Source organism: Streptomyces mauvecolor (genome assembly GCF_039532965.1).
Lineage (GTDB): Bacteria > Actinomycetota > Actinomycetes > Streptomycetales > Streptomycetaceae > Streptomyces > Streptomyces violascens.
This window is the reverse complement of record NZ_BAAASQ010000045.1, coordinates 1-16,949: the sequence shown is the minus strand read 5'-3', so window position 1 is coordinate 16,949 and position 16,949 is coordinate 1. Positions and strand designations below refer to the sequence as shown.

Here is a 16,949-nt window from a genome sequence, read left to right as displayed (position 1 = left end):
AATTCCGCCTCCGGAAGCGGTCATTCCCCCTTAGCGTCTCTGTCCGGGGCGCGTCAGGCGAGGGGGCCGCGTGTCCCGCGGGGCTGTGGGGGCTCTCTGTCCCGAGGGGGGACTGGTGGCGGGCAGTAGCGTGCTGTTCAGGGCGGACCGGGACGTACCGGGCCTGATCGTGAAGTTCGGGAACTATCCGTTGCATCACGGAGGAGTCGGCGCCATCCGCAGTCTGGGCAGACTCGGGGTGCCGATGTACGCGATCACCGAGGACCGCTGGACTCCCGCGGCCCACTCCCGTTACCTCCGGCGCGCCTTCGCCTGGCCGACGACCGGTGCCGAGGAGCCGGCCGCTCTGGTGGACGGGCTGCTCGGGATCGGCCGGCGGATCGGGCGGCCGGCCGTCCTCATTCCGACCGACGAAGAGGCCGCGGTGCTGATCGCCGAGCACCAGAAGGAGCTCGCCGAACTCTTCCTCTTCCCTTCGGTGGCGCCCGAGTTACCCCGGCGTCTCGCCAGCAAACAGGGGCTGCACGAGCTGTGCGTGGAGCACGGAGTGCCGTCCCCGGCGGCCGCCTTTCCCGAGACGTACGCCGACGTCGAGGACTTCGCACGGCACGCGCGCTTCCCGGTGGTGGCCAAGAACCGGGAGGCCTTCGTGCGGCGGCGCAGCCCGGCCGTGCCCGGCACCACCCGGGTCGAGGACCGCGCGCACCTGCTCGCGCTGGCCCGCGGCTGGGGCGATCGGCCCGGCGTGATCCTCCAGGAGTACCTGCCGCGCGAGCAGGCCGAGGACTGGATCGTGCACGCGTACTTCGACGAGAATTCCAGCCCGCTCGCCCTGTTCACCGGCGTGAAGGTGCGGTCCTGGCCGCCGCACGCGGGGATGACGGCGAACGCGTACGTCGTCGACAACCCCGAACTGGCCGCCCTGGCCGAGCAGTTCGTCAAGAGGATCGGCTTCACCGGCATCGTCGACCTCGATCTGCGCTTCGACCGCCGCGACGGCCGCTACAAGCTCCTGGACTTCAACCCGCGCATGGGCGCCCAGTTCCGGCTCTTCGAGAGCGAGGCGGGCATCGACGTCGTCCGCGCCCAGCACCTCCACCTCACCGGCCGCCGGGTCCCGGAGGGCGAACAGCGGGCCGGGCACCGCTATGTCGTCGAGAACATCGACCTGCCCGCGCTGCTCGCCTACCGGCGCAGCGGCTACACCACGCCTCATGCGCCCGAACGCCCGGCCGGCACCGAGTACGCGTGGGTCGCCGGGGACGACCTCAGACCCTTCTTCACGATGATGGCCCGTTTCGTGGGCCCCGGTGCACAGCATCTGTACCGGCTCTGGCGGAGCTCCCGCCGCGCGGTGACGAAGTAGATCCAGTACCAACTCACCTGACCCGTACGGTTGTCGAGACCGTGAGCGGGGTGAGTCACATTCCGAGAAGGGGACTGCGAGTGAGCACTGCGACACGTCCGGTGGCGGTCATCGGGGCGGGGCCGTTCGGCCTGTCCGCCGCCGCCCATCTGCGCGCCCGGGGCATACCGGTCCGCGTCTTCGGCTCGCCGATGGTGAGCTGGCGGAAGCACATGCCGGCGGGCATGGTCCTCAAGTCGACGCCGGTCGCCTCCAGCATCGATGCTCCGCAGCGGGGGTACGGGCTGCTCGACTTCTGCGCGGACACCGGGGCGCGGCGGCTCGAATCGGACTGGGACCTGATCCCCGTGGAGACCTTCGCGGCGTACGGGCAGTGGTTCGCCGAGCGGCTTTTCCCCGATCTGGAGCAGGTCAGGGTGGTCTCGGTGGACCGGGTGCCCGGCGGGCACTTCGCGCTCAAGCTGGACTCCGGCGAGAGCTTCGAGGCGCGGGCCGTCGTGGTGGCGACCGGGCTCTCGGGCCTGGCCCGGCTGCCGCGCGAACTGGCCGCGGCGGTTCCGGACGGCCCCTCGGCGACCGGGCCCGTCTCGCACGCCGCCCAGCACCACGACCTGTCCGCGTTCGCGGGGCGTGAGGTCCTGGTGATCGGGGCCGGCCAGTCCGCCCTGGAGGACGCGGTGCTGATGGCCGAGGCGGGGGCCCGCGTGCGGGTCGTCGCGCGCGGGGCGGGGGCCGTGCGGTTCGGGGCGGCCCCCGACCAGCAGCCCCGCTTCACCCCCAACTCGCCCTTCGGCAGGGCGTGGTCGCTGCACGCCTTCTCGTACCACGCGACCCACTTCCGCCATCTGCCCGCGCCGGCCCGCCACTATCTGGTCCGCAACGTGCTGGGGCCGCTGGGGGCGTGGTGGCTGCGGGACCGGTTCACCGGGCGGGTGGCGGTGACGGACGGGCGGCGGATCGTACGGGCCCGGGTCGAGGAGGGCCGGCCGGTGCTCACCCTGAGCGGGGGGTCCGGGCGCGAGCTCTCGGCGGACCATGTGATGGCGGCGACGGGCTATCGCATGGACGTGGCGGCGCTCGACTTCCTCGGGCACGGGCTGCGGACGCAGTTGTCCACGTCGCGGGGTGCGCCGGTGCTGGACGCGGGCTATCAGTCGACGGTGCGGGGCCTGTACTTCACCGGCCTTCCGGCCGCGTCGTCCTTCGGGCCGGTGATGCGGTTCGTGTGCGGCACGGAGTACGCGTCGCCGCGGCTGGCGATGTCGGTGGCAGCGGGCTGAGATCCTCCCCACCCCGCCCCTTCCAGCAGAGTGTCACAGTGGGAAGGGGCGGGGTGGGGGAACTACCCCGCGTTCCGGGGGATGCGCCGCTCCCATGTCCGGTGGAACACCACCTCGCCCCCCTCCCGGCACACCACCTCGTCAGAGGTGATGAAATCCGCCGCATCGCACGTGATCTCCGAGCGCGTGTCGATCGTCACGTCCCACGCCAACTCCGGCCGGTGCAACCGCAGATGCCAGTCCGAGCGGGTCCGCGCGGACAGCGGGTCGGACTCGTCGATCGTGTACGTCTCCTTCGCGTCCTCCGTGAATTCGAGCCCGTCCGGGTACACCCGCGTGCCCCCGTACCGCGGATCCACCTCCAGGCGCCACTCGCCCTTCGCCACGTCGCGTACCACCAGGCGCTCGGGGCGCGGCTCGTCCAGCGGGGCCGGGTACGAGACGCCCAGCGGCTCGGACTGCTCGGGGTCCGCGAAGGCGATCGTGTCGTTCGACGTGTGCTCCCTGAGCGGGAGTCGGAGGGCGGAGCCCACCGGGTCGAGGGTGAAGCCCACCGAGTCGGCCTGCGGCCAGATCCACGGCCAGTAGGCGGAGGAGACGGCCAGCCGGATGCGGTGGCCCGGGGGGAAGGTGTGCCCGATGGCGTTCAGGGAGAACGCCACATCCTCCGTCCTGCCCAGGGGCCACGGCTCCGCCCGGTCGCGTCCATGCCGCGCCGACAGGTTCAGCACCCCCCGCGTCACCAGCGTCGACGAGCCGTCCGGGGCCACGTCGCAGAGGCGGGCGATCGCCTGGCCGTACGGGACGTCCATGCGCAGGCGGAGGGTGACCTGGGGGCGGCCCAGGATTTCCAGCGGGCCCGAGTCCGCCGGTACCGGGAAGTCGAAGGCCGCCGAGTGGGCGTCCTCGGCGCGCTGGTCCGGGGGGAGGTCCGCGTCGTTTCCGAACGGGAAGAAGCGGCCCGCGTCCAGGCCCGTGTGCTGCGGCGAGCGCACCCGCACGGGCGCGCCCCGGAGTGTGTAGGAGACGGGTGTGACGTGGGGCGAGGGCCAGGCCGGATCGCCCACCCAGCGGCCCGGGAGCTCCGCGTACACCGTGGCCGGCGGGTGCGACTCGCTGATCCAGGAGCGCAGGAGCGGCTCCTTCATCACGCCCGTCTCCTCGCCCTTGAGATGGTGGTCCCACCAGCGCAGGGTCTCCTGGAGGAAGCCGATCGCCGGGCCAGGGGGGAGCCCGCGGTCCGGGTACTGGTGGGACCAGGGGCCGATCAGGCCGCGTACCCGGTCGGGCGGGAGGTGTTCCACGAGGCGCAGGACCGTGTCGCGGTACGGGTCGTGCCAGCCGCCCACCGCGAGGACGGCCGCGTCGATCGCGCCGTAGTCCTCGCAGACGCTGCCGTGCTTCCAGTAGTCGTCGCGGGTCTGGTGGGCGAGCCAGGTGTGGATGAACGGCTTCACCGCTTCGAGGCGTTCAAGCCACATTTCTCGCCATTTTTCCCCGACGAACGCGGGGTCCGGCGGGCGCGAGACGAAGGCGAGCATGGTGGCGGCCCAGGCGTGCATGTCGACGGCGAGCACCGAACCGCCCATGTAGTGCACGTCGTTGTCGTAGCGGTCGTCGGTCGAGCAGACGGTGACGATCGCCTTCAGCGGTTCGGGTGCGAGGGCGGCGATCTGGAGGCTGTTGAAGCCGCCCCAGGAGATGCCGAACATGCCGACCCTGCCGGTGCACCAGGGCTGCTGGGCGAGCCAGTTGACGACCGCGACACCGTCGGCGAGTTCGGTCGCGTCGTACTCGTCGCCCGGCAGGCCCTGGGAGCAGCCGTGCCCGCGCACGTCGACGCGTACGGACGCATAGCCGTGCCCCGCGTACCAGGGGTGGCGCTGCCAGTCGCGCGGCGCCGTCCAGTCGGTCAGGCGGTACGGGAGGTATTCGAGCAGCGCCGGAACGGGCTCCTCGGTGACCGGGCGCCAGACGCGCGCGTACAGCAACGTGCCGTCGGACAGCGGGATCCGGACATCCTCGCGCTGCGTCTGGTACGGGAATTCGGTGCGGATGTGCATGGCGGCAACCTCAGTGGACGGGGTGCATGGTGCGCTTGAGCCAGGGGGCGGCGAGGATCACGGCGATGCCGACAGCCACCGCGATGGCGCCGTTCAGGCCGAAGTAGGCGGGGTCGGAGACCTTTCCGTACACCTTCACGGTCTGCGCCTGGATGCCGTTGGCGAGCGCGAGGGAGAGGAACCAGAGCGACATCGTCTGGCTGGCGAAGGCCTTAGGGGCGAGCTTGGTGGTGGCCGACATGCCGGAGGTTTCGAGCAGGATGTCGCCGAGTCCGAGCAGCAGATACGAGCCGACGATCCACCAGGCCGCCATCTTGTACGTGTCGCCGCCGTGCCCGGCCGTCGGCAGGACCATCAGCAGGAAGGACAGGCCGCCCAGGATCACGCCGAAGGCGATCTTGTTGGAGGCGTGCGGCTGGCGCGGGCCCATGCGGGCCCACACGGCGGCCACCACCGGCGCGAGCGCCACCTCGAACGCGCCCAGCGCGGAGGCGTACCAGCTCGCCGGGAAGTGGAAGCCGAGGATGGTCGTCTCGGCGTTGGTCGAGGCGAGCAGCATCATCGTCGAGTACGCCTGGAACAGGATGAAGTTGAACGCCACCGAGGCCAGGAACAGGACCACGTAGGGCCTCAGGCGGCCGCGTTCCTCGGCGCTCACACGGGGGCTGGCGAACATCACCGCGAAGTAGACGACCGGCGCGATCACCGAGATCAGGGTGAGCAGGTCGACGAAGCGGCCCATCGTCAGCCAGCCGCCGAGCGCGAGCAGCACGGCGAGCGCCGCGACCAGCAGGGCGCCGAGCACCATGAGGTGGACCGCGCGGCGCATGCCCTCGGGCGGCAGGGCGAACTCGGCCGCGTGCTTGCGTCCGGCCAGGTGGCGCCGGCCGAGCACGTACTGGATCAGGCCGAAGGTCATGCCGATCGCGGCCGCCGAGAAGCCCCAGTGCCAGCCCTTGTGGTCGCCGAGCCAGCCGGTGATCAGCGGGCCCGCGAAGGCGCCGACGTTGATCCCCATGTAGTAGAGCGCGAATCCGGCGTCCCGCCGCTCGTCGTCGGTGCGGTAGAGCTTGCCGACCATGGACGCCACATTGGGCTTGAGCAGGCCGGTGCCCGCGCTGATCAGACCGAGCCCGGCCCAGGTCGCAGCGGGGGCGGGCACGGCCATCGCGTAGTGGCCGCAGGCGATGAGGACGCCGCCGTACAGGACCGCGCGGTACGAGCCGAGGATGCGGTCGGCGAGCCAGCCGCCGGCCACCGAGACCAGATAGACGAGCGTGCCGTACGCGGCCGAGACGGAGGCGGCGGTGCCCGCGGCCATGCCCATGCCGTCGTTCGCGACCGAGTCGGCGAAGTACAGGACGAGGATCGCCTGCATCCCGAGGAACGAGAACCGCTCCCAGACCTCCAGGCCGGAGAGGGTGAGCAGACCGCGCGGCTGACCGAGGAAGGCGTGGTCGTCCCGCGGAGGCGGCTGCTCCGCGGCCGGATCGTCGGGGATGTCGGTCATCGTTCCGGACAAAAGGTCCACTCCTGATCGTATGAGCTGATCAAGAACATACCGGGGTCGAAGGGACTGTGCGCGAGGGGTGACGGGAAGGCGCCCACGGTGATCGAACAGCGACCCGATACGCTGACTTGAGTGAAGGCAGCGACACATCGACAATCCGTGTGATCGTCAGCAGACAGGAGTACCCCTCGTGACCGTCGTCGGGCCGTTCGGGCTGAGCGTGCGGGACCAGGCACTTGAAGCCGATGTCCAGACCGGATTGGCGGCTGTCGAGGCGGGACTGCTCGATGCCACCAAGAGCGAGGTTCCGTTCATCACGGAGGCCGCGCAGCACCTCATCCGTGCAGGTGGCAAGCGATTCCGCCCGCTGATCGTGATGCTGGCCGCCCAGTTCGGCGATCCGTACGCGCCGGGCGTCGTGCCCTCCGCGGTGGTCGTCGAGCTCACGCACCTCGCGACGCTGTACCACGACGACGTGATGGACGAGGCCGATGTGCGGCGCGGCGTGGACAGCGCCAACGCCCGCTGGGGCAACTCCGTCGCGGTTCTCACGGGTGATTTTCTCTTCGCGCGCGCCTCGCACATACTGGCGGATCTCGGTCCCGAGGCCGTACGGATTCAGGCCGAGGCGTTCGAACGGCTCGTCACCGGCCAGATCCTGGAGACGGCGGGCCCCCGCGACGGGCGCGACCCGGTCGACCACTACCTCGACGTGCTGTCCGGCAAGACGGGCTCGCTCGTCGCGGTCTCCGGCCGGTTCGGCGCGATGATGTCCGGCGCCGACGAGACGGTCGTCGACATCCTCACGCAGTACGGCGAGCGCCTGGGCACTGCCTTCCAGCTCGCCGACGACGTCCTGGACATCGCCAGCGACTCGCACGAGTCCGGCAAGACCCCGGGCACCGATCTGCGCGAGGGCATCCCGACGCTGCCCGTGCTGCACCTGCGGGCGCAGGCCGCCCAGTACGGCCGCCCGGACGACCTGGAGCTCGTGGCGCTGCTCGACGGCGACCTCAGCGACGACGCCCGGCACGCGGAGGCGCTGCGCCGGCTGCGCGTCCACCCGGCCCTTGAGCAGGCGCGCAGGGACACCGTCCGGTACGCGGAGGAGGCGCGGGCCACGCTCGCGCCGCTGCCCTCCGGGTATGCGAAGTCCGCGCTGGAAGAGCTCTGCGACGCGGTCGTGCACCGCGCGGGCTGACGGCCGGCCTCAGCCGTCAGTAGCCGGAGCCGCCTCCCGAGCTGCTGCCGGTGTCGCTCGTCATGGCCTTCGCGCCGGTCGGCGTCGCCGCGAACCAGATGCCGCCGACGCCCTGGCCGTACGCCTCGTGCGGCTCGTCGTCCTTGGCGTACCGGTAGAGCGGCCACCCCGCGAGGGTGAGCTGCTTGGTGCCGTCGTTGCGGATGACCGAGCCGACCAGGGACTTGTCGATGCCCTTCACCGTGACGTTGCCGGTCGCGGGGGCGGGCGGCCACTGGGCGGCGCAGGTGCCGTAGCAGTTCGACCTGGGCGTCGGCTTCGCGGTGTCCTTGTCGAAGCGGTAGAGCACGAACCCCTTGCTGTCGACGACCACCGTGCCGACCTTGTCGACCTTGGCCGTGGAGAGGGTGTCGGCGGCGGGCAGGGCCGTGCTGCCGCTTGAGCTGCTGCTGGTGGAGGGGCTGGTGGTGGAAGTGGAACCACCGGAGCCGGAGTTGCTGCTTCCGCATCCGCCGACGGCGAGCGCGAGGGCGAAGACCCCGGCTGTCGCGCCGACCGCGATGCGCTGATTCCTGAGCATGGCGAACCCCCTTGGTAGGGCTTCAGCAGGGCTTGACGGTGCCGCTTGCTCTCACCCAGGGATACGGATCCGGCCGCCTCGGCACTCACTTCGAGCCATGCATGTGTGACCCGGGCGACTCGGCCGGGAGGCCGGACGCGCCGCCGACCCCTACTGGACGGGCTAGCCGCCTCGGGGTTCTGTCATACCGGAGAGGTACGTGAGGTTGCTCCCGGGGGCTGACGCGCCGAGGCGGTCGTTTTGGTCAGATTGGAAGCACCACTCCTGACCAATTCGGGTGAGAATGGCGGCGCGGGGTGGAACTGAGCACGACGGACGGACGCCGCCGACCACGGAGGTAGGGCACACATGGCACCGAACGACAGCGCACAGGCCACCGACGAGGCCAGGGACCTCGGCGCGGGCCGCCGGAAGGCGGCGCGCTATCTCGTCCCGGTCGGGGTGGCGGGGGTCGCGGCGGCGACCATTGGACTGGTCCCGGCGCTCGCCGCTTCCGGTGACCCCAGTCTGCCGAAGATCAGCGCGCAGCAGCTCATCGAGAAGATGGCCGCGTCGGACACGCAGCAGCTCTCCGGCACGATGAAGATCACGACCGACCTGGGCCTGCCCGGCCTCGGCAGCCTCGGCTCGTTCGCCCCCAAGGGCGGCGGCTCGGACAAGTCGGCGTCCCCGGACGCGAAGCTCACCGAGCTCGCCTCGGGCACGCACACCCTGCGCGTCGCGGCCGACGGCCCGGACCGCCAGAAGGTGTCGATCCTGGAGGACGCGGCCGAGTACAGCCTGATCCACAACGGCAACGACGTCTGGGCGTACGACAGCGGCTCCAACCAGGTCTTCCACTCGAAGAAGTCCGCGGCGGACGCGGCGGAGGGCCACGGCGGGAAGACCCCGGACGCGGGCATGCCGACCACGCCGAAGGCGCTGGCCGACGAGTTCCTGAAGAACGTCGACCCCACCACCGCGGTGTCGGTCGACGGCACGTCCCAGGTGGCCGGGCGCGACGCGTACCAGCTCCTGATCAAGCCGAAGCAGTCCGGCTCGACGATCGGCTCGGTCCGCATAGCGGTGGACGCCAAGACGGGTGTGCCGCTGAAGTTCACGCTCTCGCCGAGCGCGGGCGGCAAGGCCGTGGTCGACGCGGGCTTCACCAAGGTCGACTTCTCGAAGCCGTCGGCGGACACCTTCAGGTTCAGCGCGCCCAAGGGCGCGAAGGTCACCGAGGACGACGGCAGGCAGAAGCAGACGTCTCTGCCCGAGCAGAGCCTGCCCGGCGGCCTCGGCTCCTTCGGAGACGCCAAGAACGCCAAGAACACCAAGGTGATCGGCAAGGGCTGGACCGCCATCGCCGAGCTCGACACCGGCGGCAAGGGCATGCCGAAGGCGGACAACACCAAGGGCGGGGGCGACGCCCAGAAGTTCCTGGACTCCCTCGGCGACAAGGTCTCCGGCAAGTTCGGCACGGGCACGGTCTTCAAGACCCGCCTGGTGAACGCCCTGATCACGGACAACGGCAAGGTGTACGTGGGCGCGGTGACGAAGGACGCACTGGTGAACGCGGCCAACTCGGCCAAGTAGCAGGGGGGCCGGGAAGAGGGCTGGTCGCCCCCTTCCCGGCCCTGCGCACAAAGGAATGCCGCTCGGGGCATGTCCAGCTTCGCCGAGCAAAAGTCAGCCCCTCCGGCGGTTGAGGAGCGGGGGTCCGGGGGCAGGCCCCCGGGAACGGACCTCGGCCCATTCACGCCCTCGGAGGCCACGCGGCGGAGCCGCACAATGTCACAGTGGGAAGGGGCGGGGTGGGGAAAGAACCGGCGGCCATCGAGACGCACGGCCTGACCAAGCGCTACCGCGGCGGCCAGCTGGCCGTGAACAGGCTCGACCTCACCGTGCCCCGCGGCAGCGTCTTCGGCTTCCTCGGCCCCAACGGCTCGGGCAAAACCACCACCATCCGCATGCTGATGGGCCTCATCGAGCCGACCGACGGCACCGCGCGCGTCCTGGGCAGCCCCATGCCGAGAGCCGCCCGCACCGTGCTCCCCAGGGTGGGCGCCCTGATCGAGGGCCCCGCCCTGTACGGCTTCCTGTCCGGCCGCGACAACCTGCTGCGGTACGACGCCGCCGACCCCACCGCCGACCCGCGCACCCGCACCGCCCGGGTGACGGCCGCCCTGGACCGGGTGGGCCTCACGGCGGCGGCGGGCAAGAAGGCGCGGGCGTACTCGCTGGGCATGAAGCAGCGCCTGGGCCTCGCGGCGGCGCTGCTCCAGCGCCGGGAACTGCTCGTCCTGGACGAGCCGACCAACGGCCTCGACCCGCAGGGCATGCGCGAAATCCGGGCGCTCATCAGGGAGTTGGCCGAGGATGGGACGACCGTCTTCCTTTCCTCGCACCTCCTCGACGAGATCGAGCAGGTCTGCTCGCACGCCGCCGTGATGAACCAGGGCCGGCTCGTGGTGCAGGGCGAGGTGGCCGAGCTCGCCGCGAGTGCACGAGGTCGGCTCGTGGTGACCACCCCGGACACCGGGGCGGCGGCCCGCCTCCTGAAGGAGCGCGGGATCGCCGACGTAACGGTGGACGAGAACCGCGTAACAGCGGAACTGCCGCCAGAGGACACGGAGTTGGCCGACATCAATGCCGAGTTGGTGCGGGCCGGGGTGCGGGTGCGGGGCTTCGTGGCCGAGCGGGCGTCCCTGGAGGACGCCTTCGTCGCGCTGACCGGGGAGGGCTTCGATGTCGCGGGCTGAGGCCATGGACGTAGCGCTCGAGAAGCCGGAGCCCGCTCCCGAGCGGAAGCCGGGCGTCCTGTGGTCGCTCGGTCTGTTCCGCTCCGAGCTGGTCACGGTGCTGCGCCGCTGGCGCACGCTCGCACTGCTGGGGGTGCTGGCCGCCGTGCCGGTCCTGATCGGCATCGCGGTGAAGATCCAGACGGGCGGCGGCGGGGGAGGCCGGGGCGGCGGTGGCGGAGACGGCCCCGCCTTCGTCGCGCAGATCACCAACAACGGTCTCTTCCTCGTTTTCGCGGGCCTCGCGGCCACCCTGCCGGTGTTCCTGCCGATGGCGGTCGGGGTGGTGGCGGGCGACGCGGTGGCCGGCGAGGCCAACTCCGGGACCCTGCGCTATCTGCTCGTCGCCCCGGCGGGCCGCACACGGCTGCTTCTCGCCAAGTACGCCTCGGTGCTCGCGTTCTGTCTGATAGCCACGCTCGCGGTGGCGGCATCCGCGCTCGCGGTCGGTGCGCTGCTCTTCCCGCTCGGCGACGTCACGACGATCTCCGGTACGCAGATCTCCTTCGTGGACGGGCTGCTGCGGGCCGTCGCGGTCGCCGGGGTGGTGGCGGCCTCGCTGTCCGGGATCGCCGCGCTCGGGCTGTTCGTCTCGACGCTGACCAACAGCGGGATCGCGGCGATGGCCACGACCGTCGGGCTGCTGATCACGGTCCAGATCCTGGGCCAGATACCGCAGCTGTCCGCGATCGCGCCGTACCTCTTCCCGCACTACTGGCTGTCCTTCGCGGACGTTCTGCGCGAGCCCGTCTACTGGGACCAGCTGGTGAAGAACTTCGAGCTCCAGACCCTGTACGTCGCGGTCTTCGGCTCGGCGGCCTGGGCCCGTTTCACGGCGAAGGACATCACGGCGTGACACCCCGGAAGGCCGAGGCCATTACGGCGCAACAGCCCAAAAGAGGCCATTGAACGTCCGGAACAGGATGCGAAGCGTCCAGAACAGGACGTGAAGTGTCCGGAACGGACCGGTCGTGCGAGCCGACCCCCGTGGCGGCTCGACACGACACGTTCCGTTTCCTGCGTCATTGTTGGAGTCGTACGCCCGACTGTCAATCCGGTTCGGGGCGTGCTCGTAGAGTGAGGGCATGATCACCCCGTCCGTTTCCGACCCGAGCCCCAGGCGCCGCAGCGAGAAATCGCGCAGCGCGACGCTGTCGGCCGCGCTCGAACTGTGTGCGGAGAACGGATACGGGAAGGTCACCATCGAGGCCATCGCGGCCCGGGCGGGAGTCAGCAAGAAGACGATCTACCGCTGGTGGTCGACGAAGGGCGCGATTCTGCTCGACGCGGTGACCGAGCTGGTGGCCAGTGCTTCACCACTGCCCGACACCGGTGACATCGAAGCCGATCTGCGCACGCACATCGGAAGCCTGGTGCGGCTGTTCACCTCGCCGGTGGTGGGGCCCGCGTACACCGGCATTCTCGCCGAGCTGCTGCACGACGAGCGGCTCGCCAGGGCGGTCAACGACGAACTCGTCATCCCGCGCGTCGCGCTGGTCTACCAGCGCATGCGGGGCGCCCAGGAGCAGGGCCAACTGCCCCCGGACGCCGATCTTCCGCTGGCCGTGGAGATGCTCTACGGGCCGCTCTACTACCGCCACGCGCTGGGGCGGGTGCTGCCCGACGAACAGCGGATCGAGACCCTGGTGGCCCATGTCATGCGCGCGCTGCGGACTCCGGGGCGGAGCTGAAGAAGGTCTTGGCACGGGCCACCGCGTCCGCGTCGCCCTCGATGTCACCGGGCCGTATGCCGGAGCCGAGCAGCACCCCGCCCCAGTTCATGTTCATGTACGCGGCAGAGTTCCGCAGGGTCCCCACCAGTGGGTCGGCCTGCGAGTGGTCCTCGCCGGCGAGCGCGGTCACGCCCCACAGGGTGCGGCCCGCCATGCGCTGCTTGAAGTCGAGCTCGGGGTCGTAGAGCCAGGTCACCCAGTGGTCGAGGTAGTGCTTGACCGGGGTGGAGACGCTGTACCAGTACAGCGGCGAGGCGATCACCAGATCGGTGGCGGCCAGCGTCGCCTCCAGGAGTGTCGCCGCGTCCCCGGTGGGGGCGGCCTGGCCGCGGTCCTCGGTGTGGCGCAGGTCGCGGAACTCGGGGAGCTGGAGCTCGGCGAGGCTCAGCCAGCGGGCGGTGTCGCCTGCCGGGAGCTGCTCGGCGGCCTGCCGGGCGAGCGTCTCGGTGTTGCCGCCGCTGCGGGTGCTGCCGAGCAGGAAAAGGAAATCGCGAGCCATGGTCCCCTCCGTAGGTAAGCCAGATGCAACCCAAAACGCATGCGTGTGCATTCTATGCACACGCATGCATCTCGTGGAGGCCCGGTACGGGACGCGTCGGGGAACTCAGGAGGTGGGCTTGCGGCCGCCGTTCGCCGTCCCGGCGGAGGCGGGCGCGGTGTACGTCACGACGAGGTCCCGCCGGCCAGTTGCCAGAGCGCGTACGCGATCGCGTCGCTGTTGTGGTCCAGTGCGGTGTCGTCGATGTTGGTGCTCGTGTCGCAGGAGGAGTGGTAGCAGGCGTCGAACTCCTTGCCCGCCGAGCCGCCCCACTTCTGAGCCTGGGCCGCCGTCTTGGTGTAGTCGGCGCCCGAGAAGAGGCCGCCCACGGGGATGCCCGCGTTCTTGAACGGGGCGTGGTCGGAGCGGCCGTCGCCCTCCGTCTCGATCTCGGTCGGTATGGAGAGGGTGGCGAAGTAGTCCTTGAAGACCTTCTCCAGGGTGGGATCGTCGTCGTAGACGAAGTAGCCCGGGTTCGGCGAGCCGATCATGTCGAAGTTCAGATACCCGGAGATCTTCGAACGGTCGCCGGTGGAAAGCGAGTTGACGTAGTTCCGGGACCCGACCATGCCCAGCTCCTCGGCGCCCCACCAGGCGAACCGCAGGTGGTTGTCGGGCTTGAGCCGGGCCCGCGAGACGGCGAGCGCGGTCTCCAGGATGCCGGCCGAGCCGGATCCGTTGTCGTTGATGCCGGGGCCCGCGGTGACCGAGTCGAGGTGCGCGCCCGCCATGACGGTCCGGGAGGTGTCGCCGCCCGGCCAGTCGGCGATCAGGTTGTAGCCGGTGGCGCCGGAGGAGCTGAACTGCTGGACGGAGGTGGTGAATCCGGCCGCGTCCAGCTTGCCCTTCACGTAGTCGAGCGAGGCCTTGTAGCCGGAGCGGCCGTGGGCGCGGTTGCCGCCGTTGGCCTTGGCTATCTGCTGGAGCTGGGCGAGGTGCGCCTTGACGTTGGCGACGGGTATGTCGGGCGCCGAGGCCGCTGCGGGTGTGGGGGTGACCGGTGCCGCCGGGGCCGCGTGGACAGTCGGCGCGAGCAGGCCGACGGCGAGGGCGGCGGTGGCGAGCGCCGCGCCCGCGACCGGGGTGCGCCGGGAGTGGGAGCTGTGCATGGGGGGCTCCGTGTTCCATGTGGGGGGATGGGACGGAAACGTGAGCCCGATGGTCAAGGAGGGGTACAGGAGGCGTCAAGAACGTAAATCGGCCAGGGGTGTTCGGATTCCGGACGTGGCAGGGGTGCGGGGGTCGAAGAGGTCCCGCTTGGCCCCGCTTGAGCCCACTTGGGCCCGCCTTGGCCCCAACTAGCGTCAAAATGCGGGCAGTTGCGTGGACGGACGTGGATCGAAAGCCGAGCCTCGGTGGCCCCGGACGGCCCTAGTGGACGCAGAACTCGTTGCCCTCGGGGTCCGTCATCAGCGTGAACTCCCCTCCGGGTTCCTTCACTTGGCGCAGTGCGCTCGCCCCGAGTCCGGTCAGACGACTGACCTCGGCCTCCCGGGTTCCGGGCGCCGAGTGCACGTCGATGTGCAGCCGGTTCTTCACCGTCTTCGGCTCGGGCACCCGCTGGAACAGGATGCGCCGGCCGAGCCCCGTGCCGCTCTCGGGGTCGTAGGAATCGTCCGGATGCCGGACGGCGACCAGATCCCGAAAGGCGATCCGGCCGCCGTGTTCCAGGGTGATCTCGGGGCCGATCGCGCCGGCCGACCGCAGCCGGTTGATCAGCACGCTGTTGTCCTCGACCGCGTAGCCGAGGGCGGCGGCCCAGAAGTCGGCCTGGGCGTGCGGGTCGGCGGCGTCGACGACGAGTTTCCAGTGCAGGGTCATGTGTTCGTTTATAGCCGGGCCACGGCGTCCCGTCCCGAATCGCGGGCGCCGTGGCCGGGCGGGTGCGGGTCAGCCCACTGCTGCTCCGGCGCGGAGCTCCAACTCGTCGCCCGCGAAGGAGGACCGGAAGCGGCGGTCGTGCGAGACCACGACGACCGCGCCCGAGTAGTCGGCGAGGGCCTGTTCCACCTCCTCGACCAGCGCGAGCGACACGTGGTTCGTCGGCTCGTCCAGTACGAGGAGATCGGCGGGGCGGGTCACCAGGCGGGCCAGTTCGAGCCGCCGCCGCTGCCCGACGGAGAGCGCGGCGACCGGAACGTCCAGGTCCTCCTCCCGGAACAGGCCGAGCGCGAGGAGCTCGTCGGCGTACTCCTCGGGGAGGCCGGGCCGCCCCGTGGCGTACGCACCGAGGAGGGGCAGGCGGCTCGGGGTATGGCTCAACTCCTGTGGCAGGTATCCGATATGACGGCTCGTGCGACGCACCTCGCCCGCCTCCGGGGTGAGGTCGCCGGCGAGGACACGGAGCAGGGTGGTCTTGCCTGCGCCGTTGGGGCCGGAGACGAGGAGGCGGCGGCCGGGTGTGACGGTCAGGCCGGGTACGTCGAGGCGGTGGCCGACCTTCACCCCGGTCAGCTCGACGAGCGGGCCGTCGGGGGTGGCCGCCGCCGTGGTCAGACGGGCGTTGAAGCGCAGGGGCGGCGGAGGGGCCGCGACCGGCTCGCGCTCCAACCGGTCCAGGCGCGTCCTGGCCGACCTGACCTGTGCGGACAGCTTGCCCTCCGAGGAACGGCGGTGCTTGCCGAAGCCCTGGCGGGGGTCCCTGCCGTCGGCGGCCAGCCGCTGCCCGGCGGCGTCGACCAGCTCCCGGGCACGGGCCAGCTCCTCGCGCCACTCCTGGTGCGCCAGCTCCCGGCGGCGCCGCGCGGCGGCCCGGGCCGTACGGTATCCGGCCCATCCGTCGCCGTACCGGACGACGGTACGCAGGTCCCGGTCCACCTCCAGGATCGTCGTCGAGACGCGTTCGAGGAACGCGCGGTCGTGGGTGACGACCACCAAGGTGCCCCGGTGGGCGCGGAGTTGATCCGCGAGCCAGTCGGTGGCCCGGCGGTCCAGGTGGTTCGTCGGCTCGTCGAGCAGCAGCAGTTCGGGGGCAGCGGCCAGGACGCAGGCCAGTGCCAGGCGGGACCGTTCCCCGCCGGAGAGCGAGCCGAGTGCGCGCTCCCGGGTCACGTGGGCGAGGCCGAGGGCGTGCAGGGCGGCGTCGGTGCGGGCATCCGCGCGGTAGCCGTCGCGTTCCTCGTACGCCGTCAACAGGTCGCCGTAGGCGGCGAGTTGGGCTTCGTCGGCGTCCGCGAGGCGCGTCTCCGCAGCGCTGATGGCGGCTTCGAGGGTACGCAGCTCTGCCAGCGCGTGGTCCACGGCGTCCTGGACGGTGCGGTCGGGGGCGAGGTCCAGGGTCTGGGCGAGGTGGGCGGTGCCGCCGGGGAAGACGGCGGTGACCTCGCCGGCGTCCGGCTGCTCGGCTCCGGCGAGCAGCCGCAGCAGGGTCGACTTGCCGGAGCCGTTCTCGCCGATGACGGCGGTCTTCTCGCCGGGGCGGATGGTGAGGGAGACGTCTTCCAGCACGGGGCGGTCTCCGTATGCCTTGGAGACGGCGGTGAGGGTGAGCTGGGAGGGGCTGGTTTGGGCGCGGGGGCGCATGGTTGTTCCCTGGGGGTACTCGGGGGCTTCTTCCTGGCGGAGGGCAGCGCGGTGTCGCGGCGCGGCGGGGTTTGTCTTTGCACCCCTGCGGGCCGCTTGGGCGCGGTGCGGGTCAGCGGAAGAAGTAGTACGAGTACATGGGGTTCACCGTAGCGGGGGTGGCTCGCCGGGTCCCCCGATTTTTTGGGTGCCCCGGGGGCGCCGGCCCGTTGCCCAGGGCCGAACGGCTCCGCCCCCTGCACCCCCCCGGGGGTCTCCCACCCGCCCGCCCGTGCAGGGGGTCGGGCGGCCCGGCGCCTGGGGCTCCGCCCCAGACCCCGGGGGTCTCCCACCCGCCCGCCCGTGACGGGGGTGGAGAAGCTGTAGCCCTGGGGGC

At 71.2% G+C, this 16,949-nt stretch carries 14 protein-coding genes; 7 read left to right on the top strand and 7 right to left on the bottom strand.

Features of this window, described 5'->3' with window-relative positions; translation table 11 throughout:
• The first annotated feature begins 130 nt into the window (after nt 1–130).
• On the top strand, nt 131–1,366 hold the full coding sequence (locus ABD346_RS35305) for a carboxylate--amine ligase (protein ID WP_344380500.1): 1,236 nt from the start codon (nt 131–133) through the stop codon (nt 1,364–1,366).
• Nucleotides 1,367–1,446: 80 nt separating this feature from the next.
• Nucleotides 1,447–2,646 (top strand): FAD-dependent oxidoreductase, encoded by a 1,200-nt coding sequence (locus ABD346_RS35300; protein WP_344380408.1) that lies wholly within the window; start codon nt 1,447–1,449, stop codon nt 2,644–2,646.
• Between the two features lie 62 nt (nt 2,647–2,708).
• Here ABD346_RS35300 and ABD346_RS35295 read toward each other — a convergent pair whose 3' ends face one another.
• Nucleotides 2,709–4,709, bottom strand: coding sequence for a CocE/NonD family hydrolase (locus ABD346_RS35295; protein ID WP_344380407.1), 2,001 nt, complete (start codon nt 4,707–4,709; stop codon nt 2,709–2,711).
• 10 nt (nt 4,710–4,719) lie between these two features.
• Nucleotides 4,720–6,219 carry a peptide MFS transporter gene (locus ABD346_RS35290; RefSeq protein WP_344380499.1) on the bottom strand — a complete coding sequence of 500 codons (1,500 nt, stop codon included), beginning with the start codon at nt 6,217–6,219 and terminating at the stop codon, nt 4,720–4,722.
• 190 nt (nt 6,220–6,409) lie between these two features.
• Between ABD346_RS35290 and ABD346_RS35285 the strand changes: the two genes are divergently transcribed.
• Nucleotides 6,410–7,420, top strand: coding sequence for a polyprenyl synthetase family protein (locus tag ABD346_RS35285; protein ID WP_344380406.1), 1,011 nt, complete (start codon nt 6,410–6,412; stop codon nt 7,418–7,420).
• Nucleotides 7,421–7,436: 16 nt separating this feature from the next.
• On the opposite strand, the gene ABD346_RS35280 is transcribed toward ABD346_RS35285, so the two are convergent.
• Nucleotides 7,437–8,000 (bottom strand): hypothetical protein, encoded by a 564-nt coding sequence (locus ABD346_RS35280; protein ID WP_344380405.1) that lies wholly within the window; start codon nt 7,998–8,000, stop codon nt 7,437–7,439.
• 348 nt (nt 8,001–8,348) lie between these two features.
• Between ABD346_RS35280 and ABD346_RS35275 the strand changes: the two genes are divergently transcribed.
• From ABD346_RS35275 to ABD346_RS35260, 4 genes are all read left to right on the top strand, one after another.
• The gene (locus ABD346_RS35275) at nt 8,349–9,575 is read left to right on the top strand and encodes a LolA family protein (RefSeq protein WP_344380404.1); all 1,227 of its coding nucleotides are present in this window, start codon (nt 8,349–8,351) and stop codon (nt 9,573–9,575) included.
• A gap of 218 nt (nt 9,576–9,793) precedes the next feature.
• On the top strand, nt 9,794–10,741 hold the full coding sequence (locus ABD346_RS35270; protein ID WP_344380403.1) for an ABC transporter ATP-binding protein: 948 nt from the start codon (nt 9,794–9,796) through the stop codon (nt 10,739–10,741).
• The gene (locus ABD346_RS35265; protein ID WP_381224642.1) at nt 10,728–11,636 is read left to right on the top strand and encodes an ABC transporter permease; all 909 of its coding nucleotides are present in this window, start codon (nt 10,728–10,730) and stop codon (nt 11,634–11,636) included. The genes ABD346_RS35270 and ABD346_RS35265 overlap by 14 nt, the downstream gene beginning before the upstream one ends.
• A 229-nt stretch (nt 11,637–11,865) precedes the next feature.
• Complete coding sequence (locus ABD346_RS35260) at nt 11,866–12,471, top strand: TetR/AcrR family transcriptional regulator (protein WP_344380401.1); 606 nt, start codon at nt 11,866–11,868, stop codon at nt 12,469–12,471.
• Here ABD346_RS35260 and ABD346_RS35255 read toward each other — a convergent pair.
• The 4 genes from ABD346_RS35255 to abc-f all read right to left on the bottom strand — a co-directional run bounded on the left by ABD346_RS35255 (nt 12,437) and on the right by abc-f (nt 16,573).
• A complete protein-coding gene (locus ABD346_RS35255) occupies nt 12,437–13,012 on the bottom strand; it encodes a flavodoxin family protein (protein ID WP_344380400.1) in 576 nt (191 codons plus the stop codon). The two genes, ABD346_RS35260 and ABD346_RS35255, sit on opposite strands and share 35 nt — an antisense overlap.
• Before the next feature lie 164 nt (nt 13,013–13,176).
• Entirely contained in the window at nt 13,177–14,160 is a 984-nt protein-coding gene (locus ABD346_RS35250) for a M28 family metallopeptidase (RefSeq protein WP_344380399.1), read from the bottom strand.
• Between the two features lie 262 nt (nt 14,161–14,422).
• Complete coding sequence (locus ABD346_RS35245; RefSeq protein WP_344380398.1) at nt 14,423–14,872, bottom strand: VOC family protein; 450 nt, start codon at nt 14,870–14,872, stop codon at nt 14,423–14,425.
• A gap of 69 nt (nt 14,873–14,941) precedes the next feature.
• A complete protein-coding gene (gene abc-f / locus ABD346_RS35240; protein ID WP_344380397.1) occupies nt 14,942–16,573 on the bottom strand; it encodes a ribosomal protection-like ABC-F family protein in 1,632 nt (543 codons plus the stop codon).
• Nucleotides 16,574–16,949: the final 376 nt, after the last annotated feature.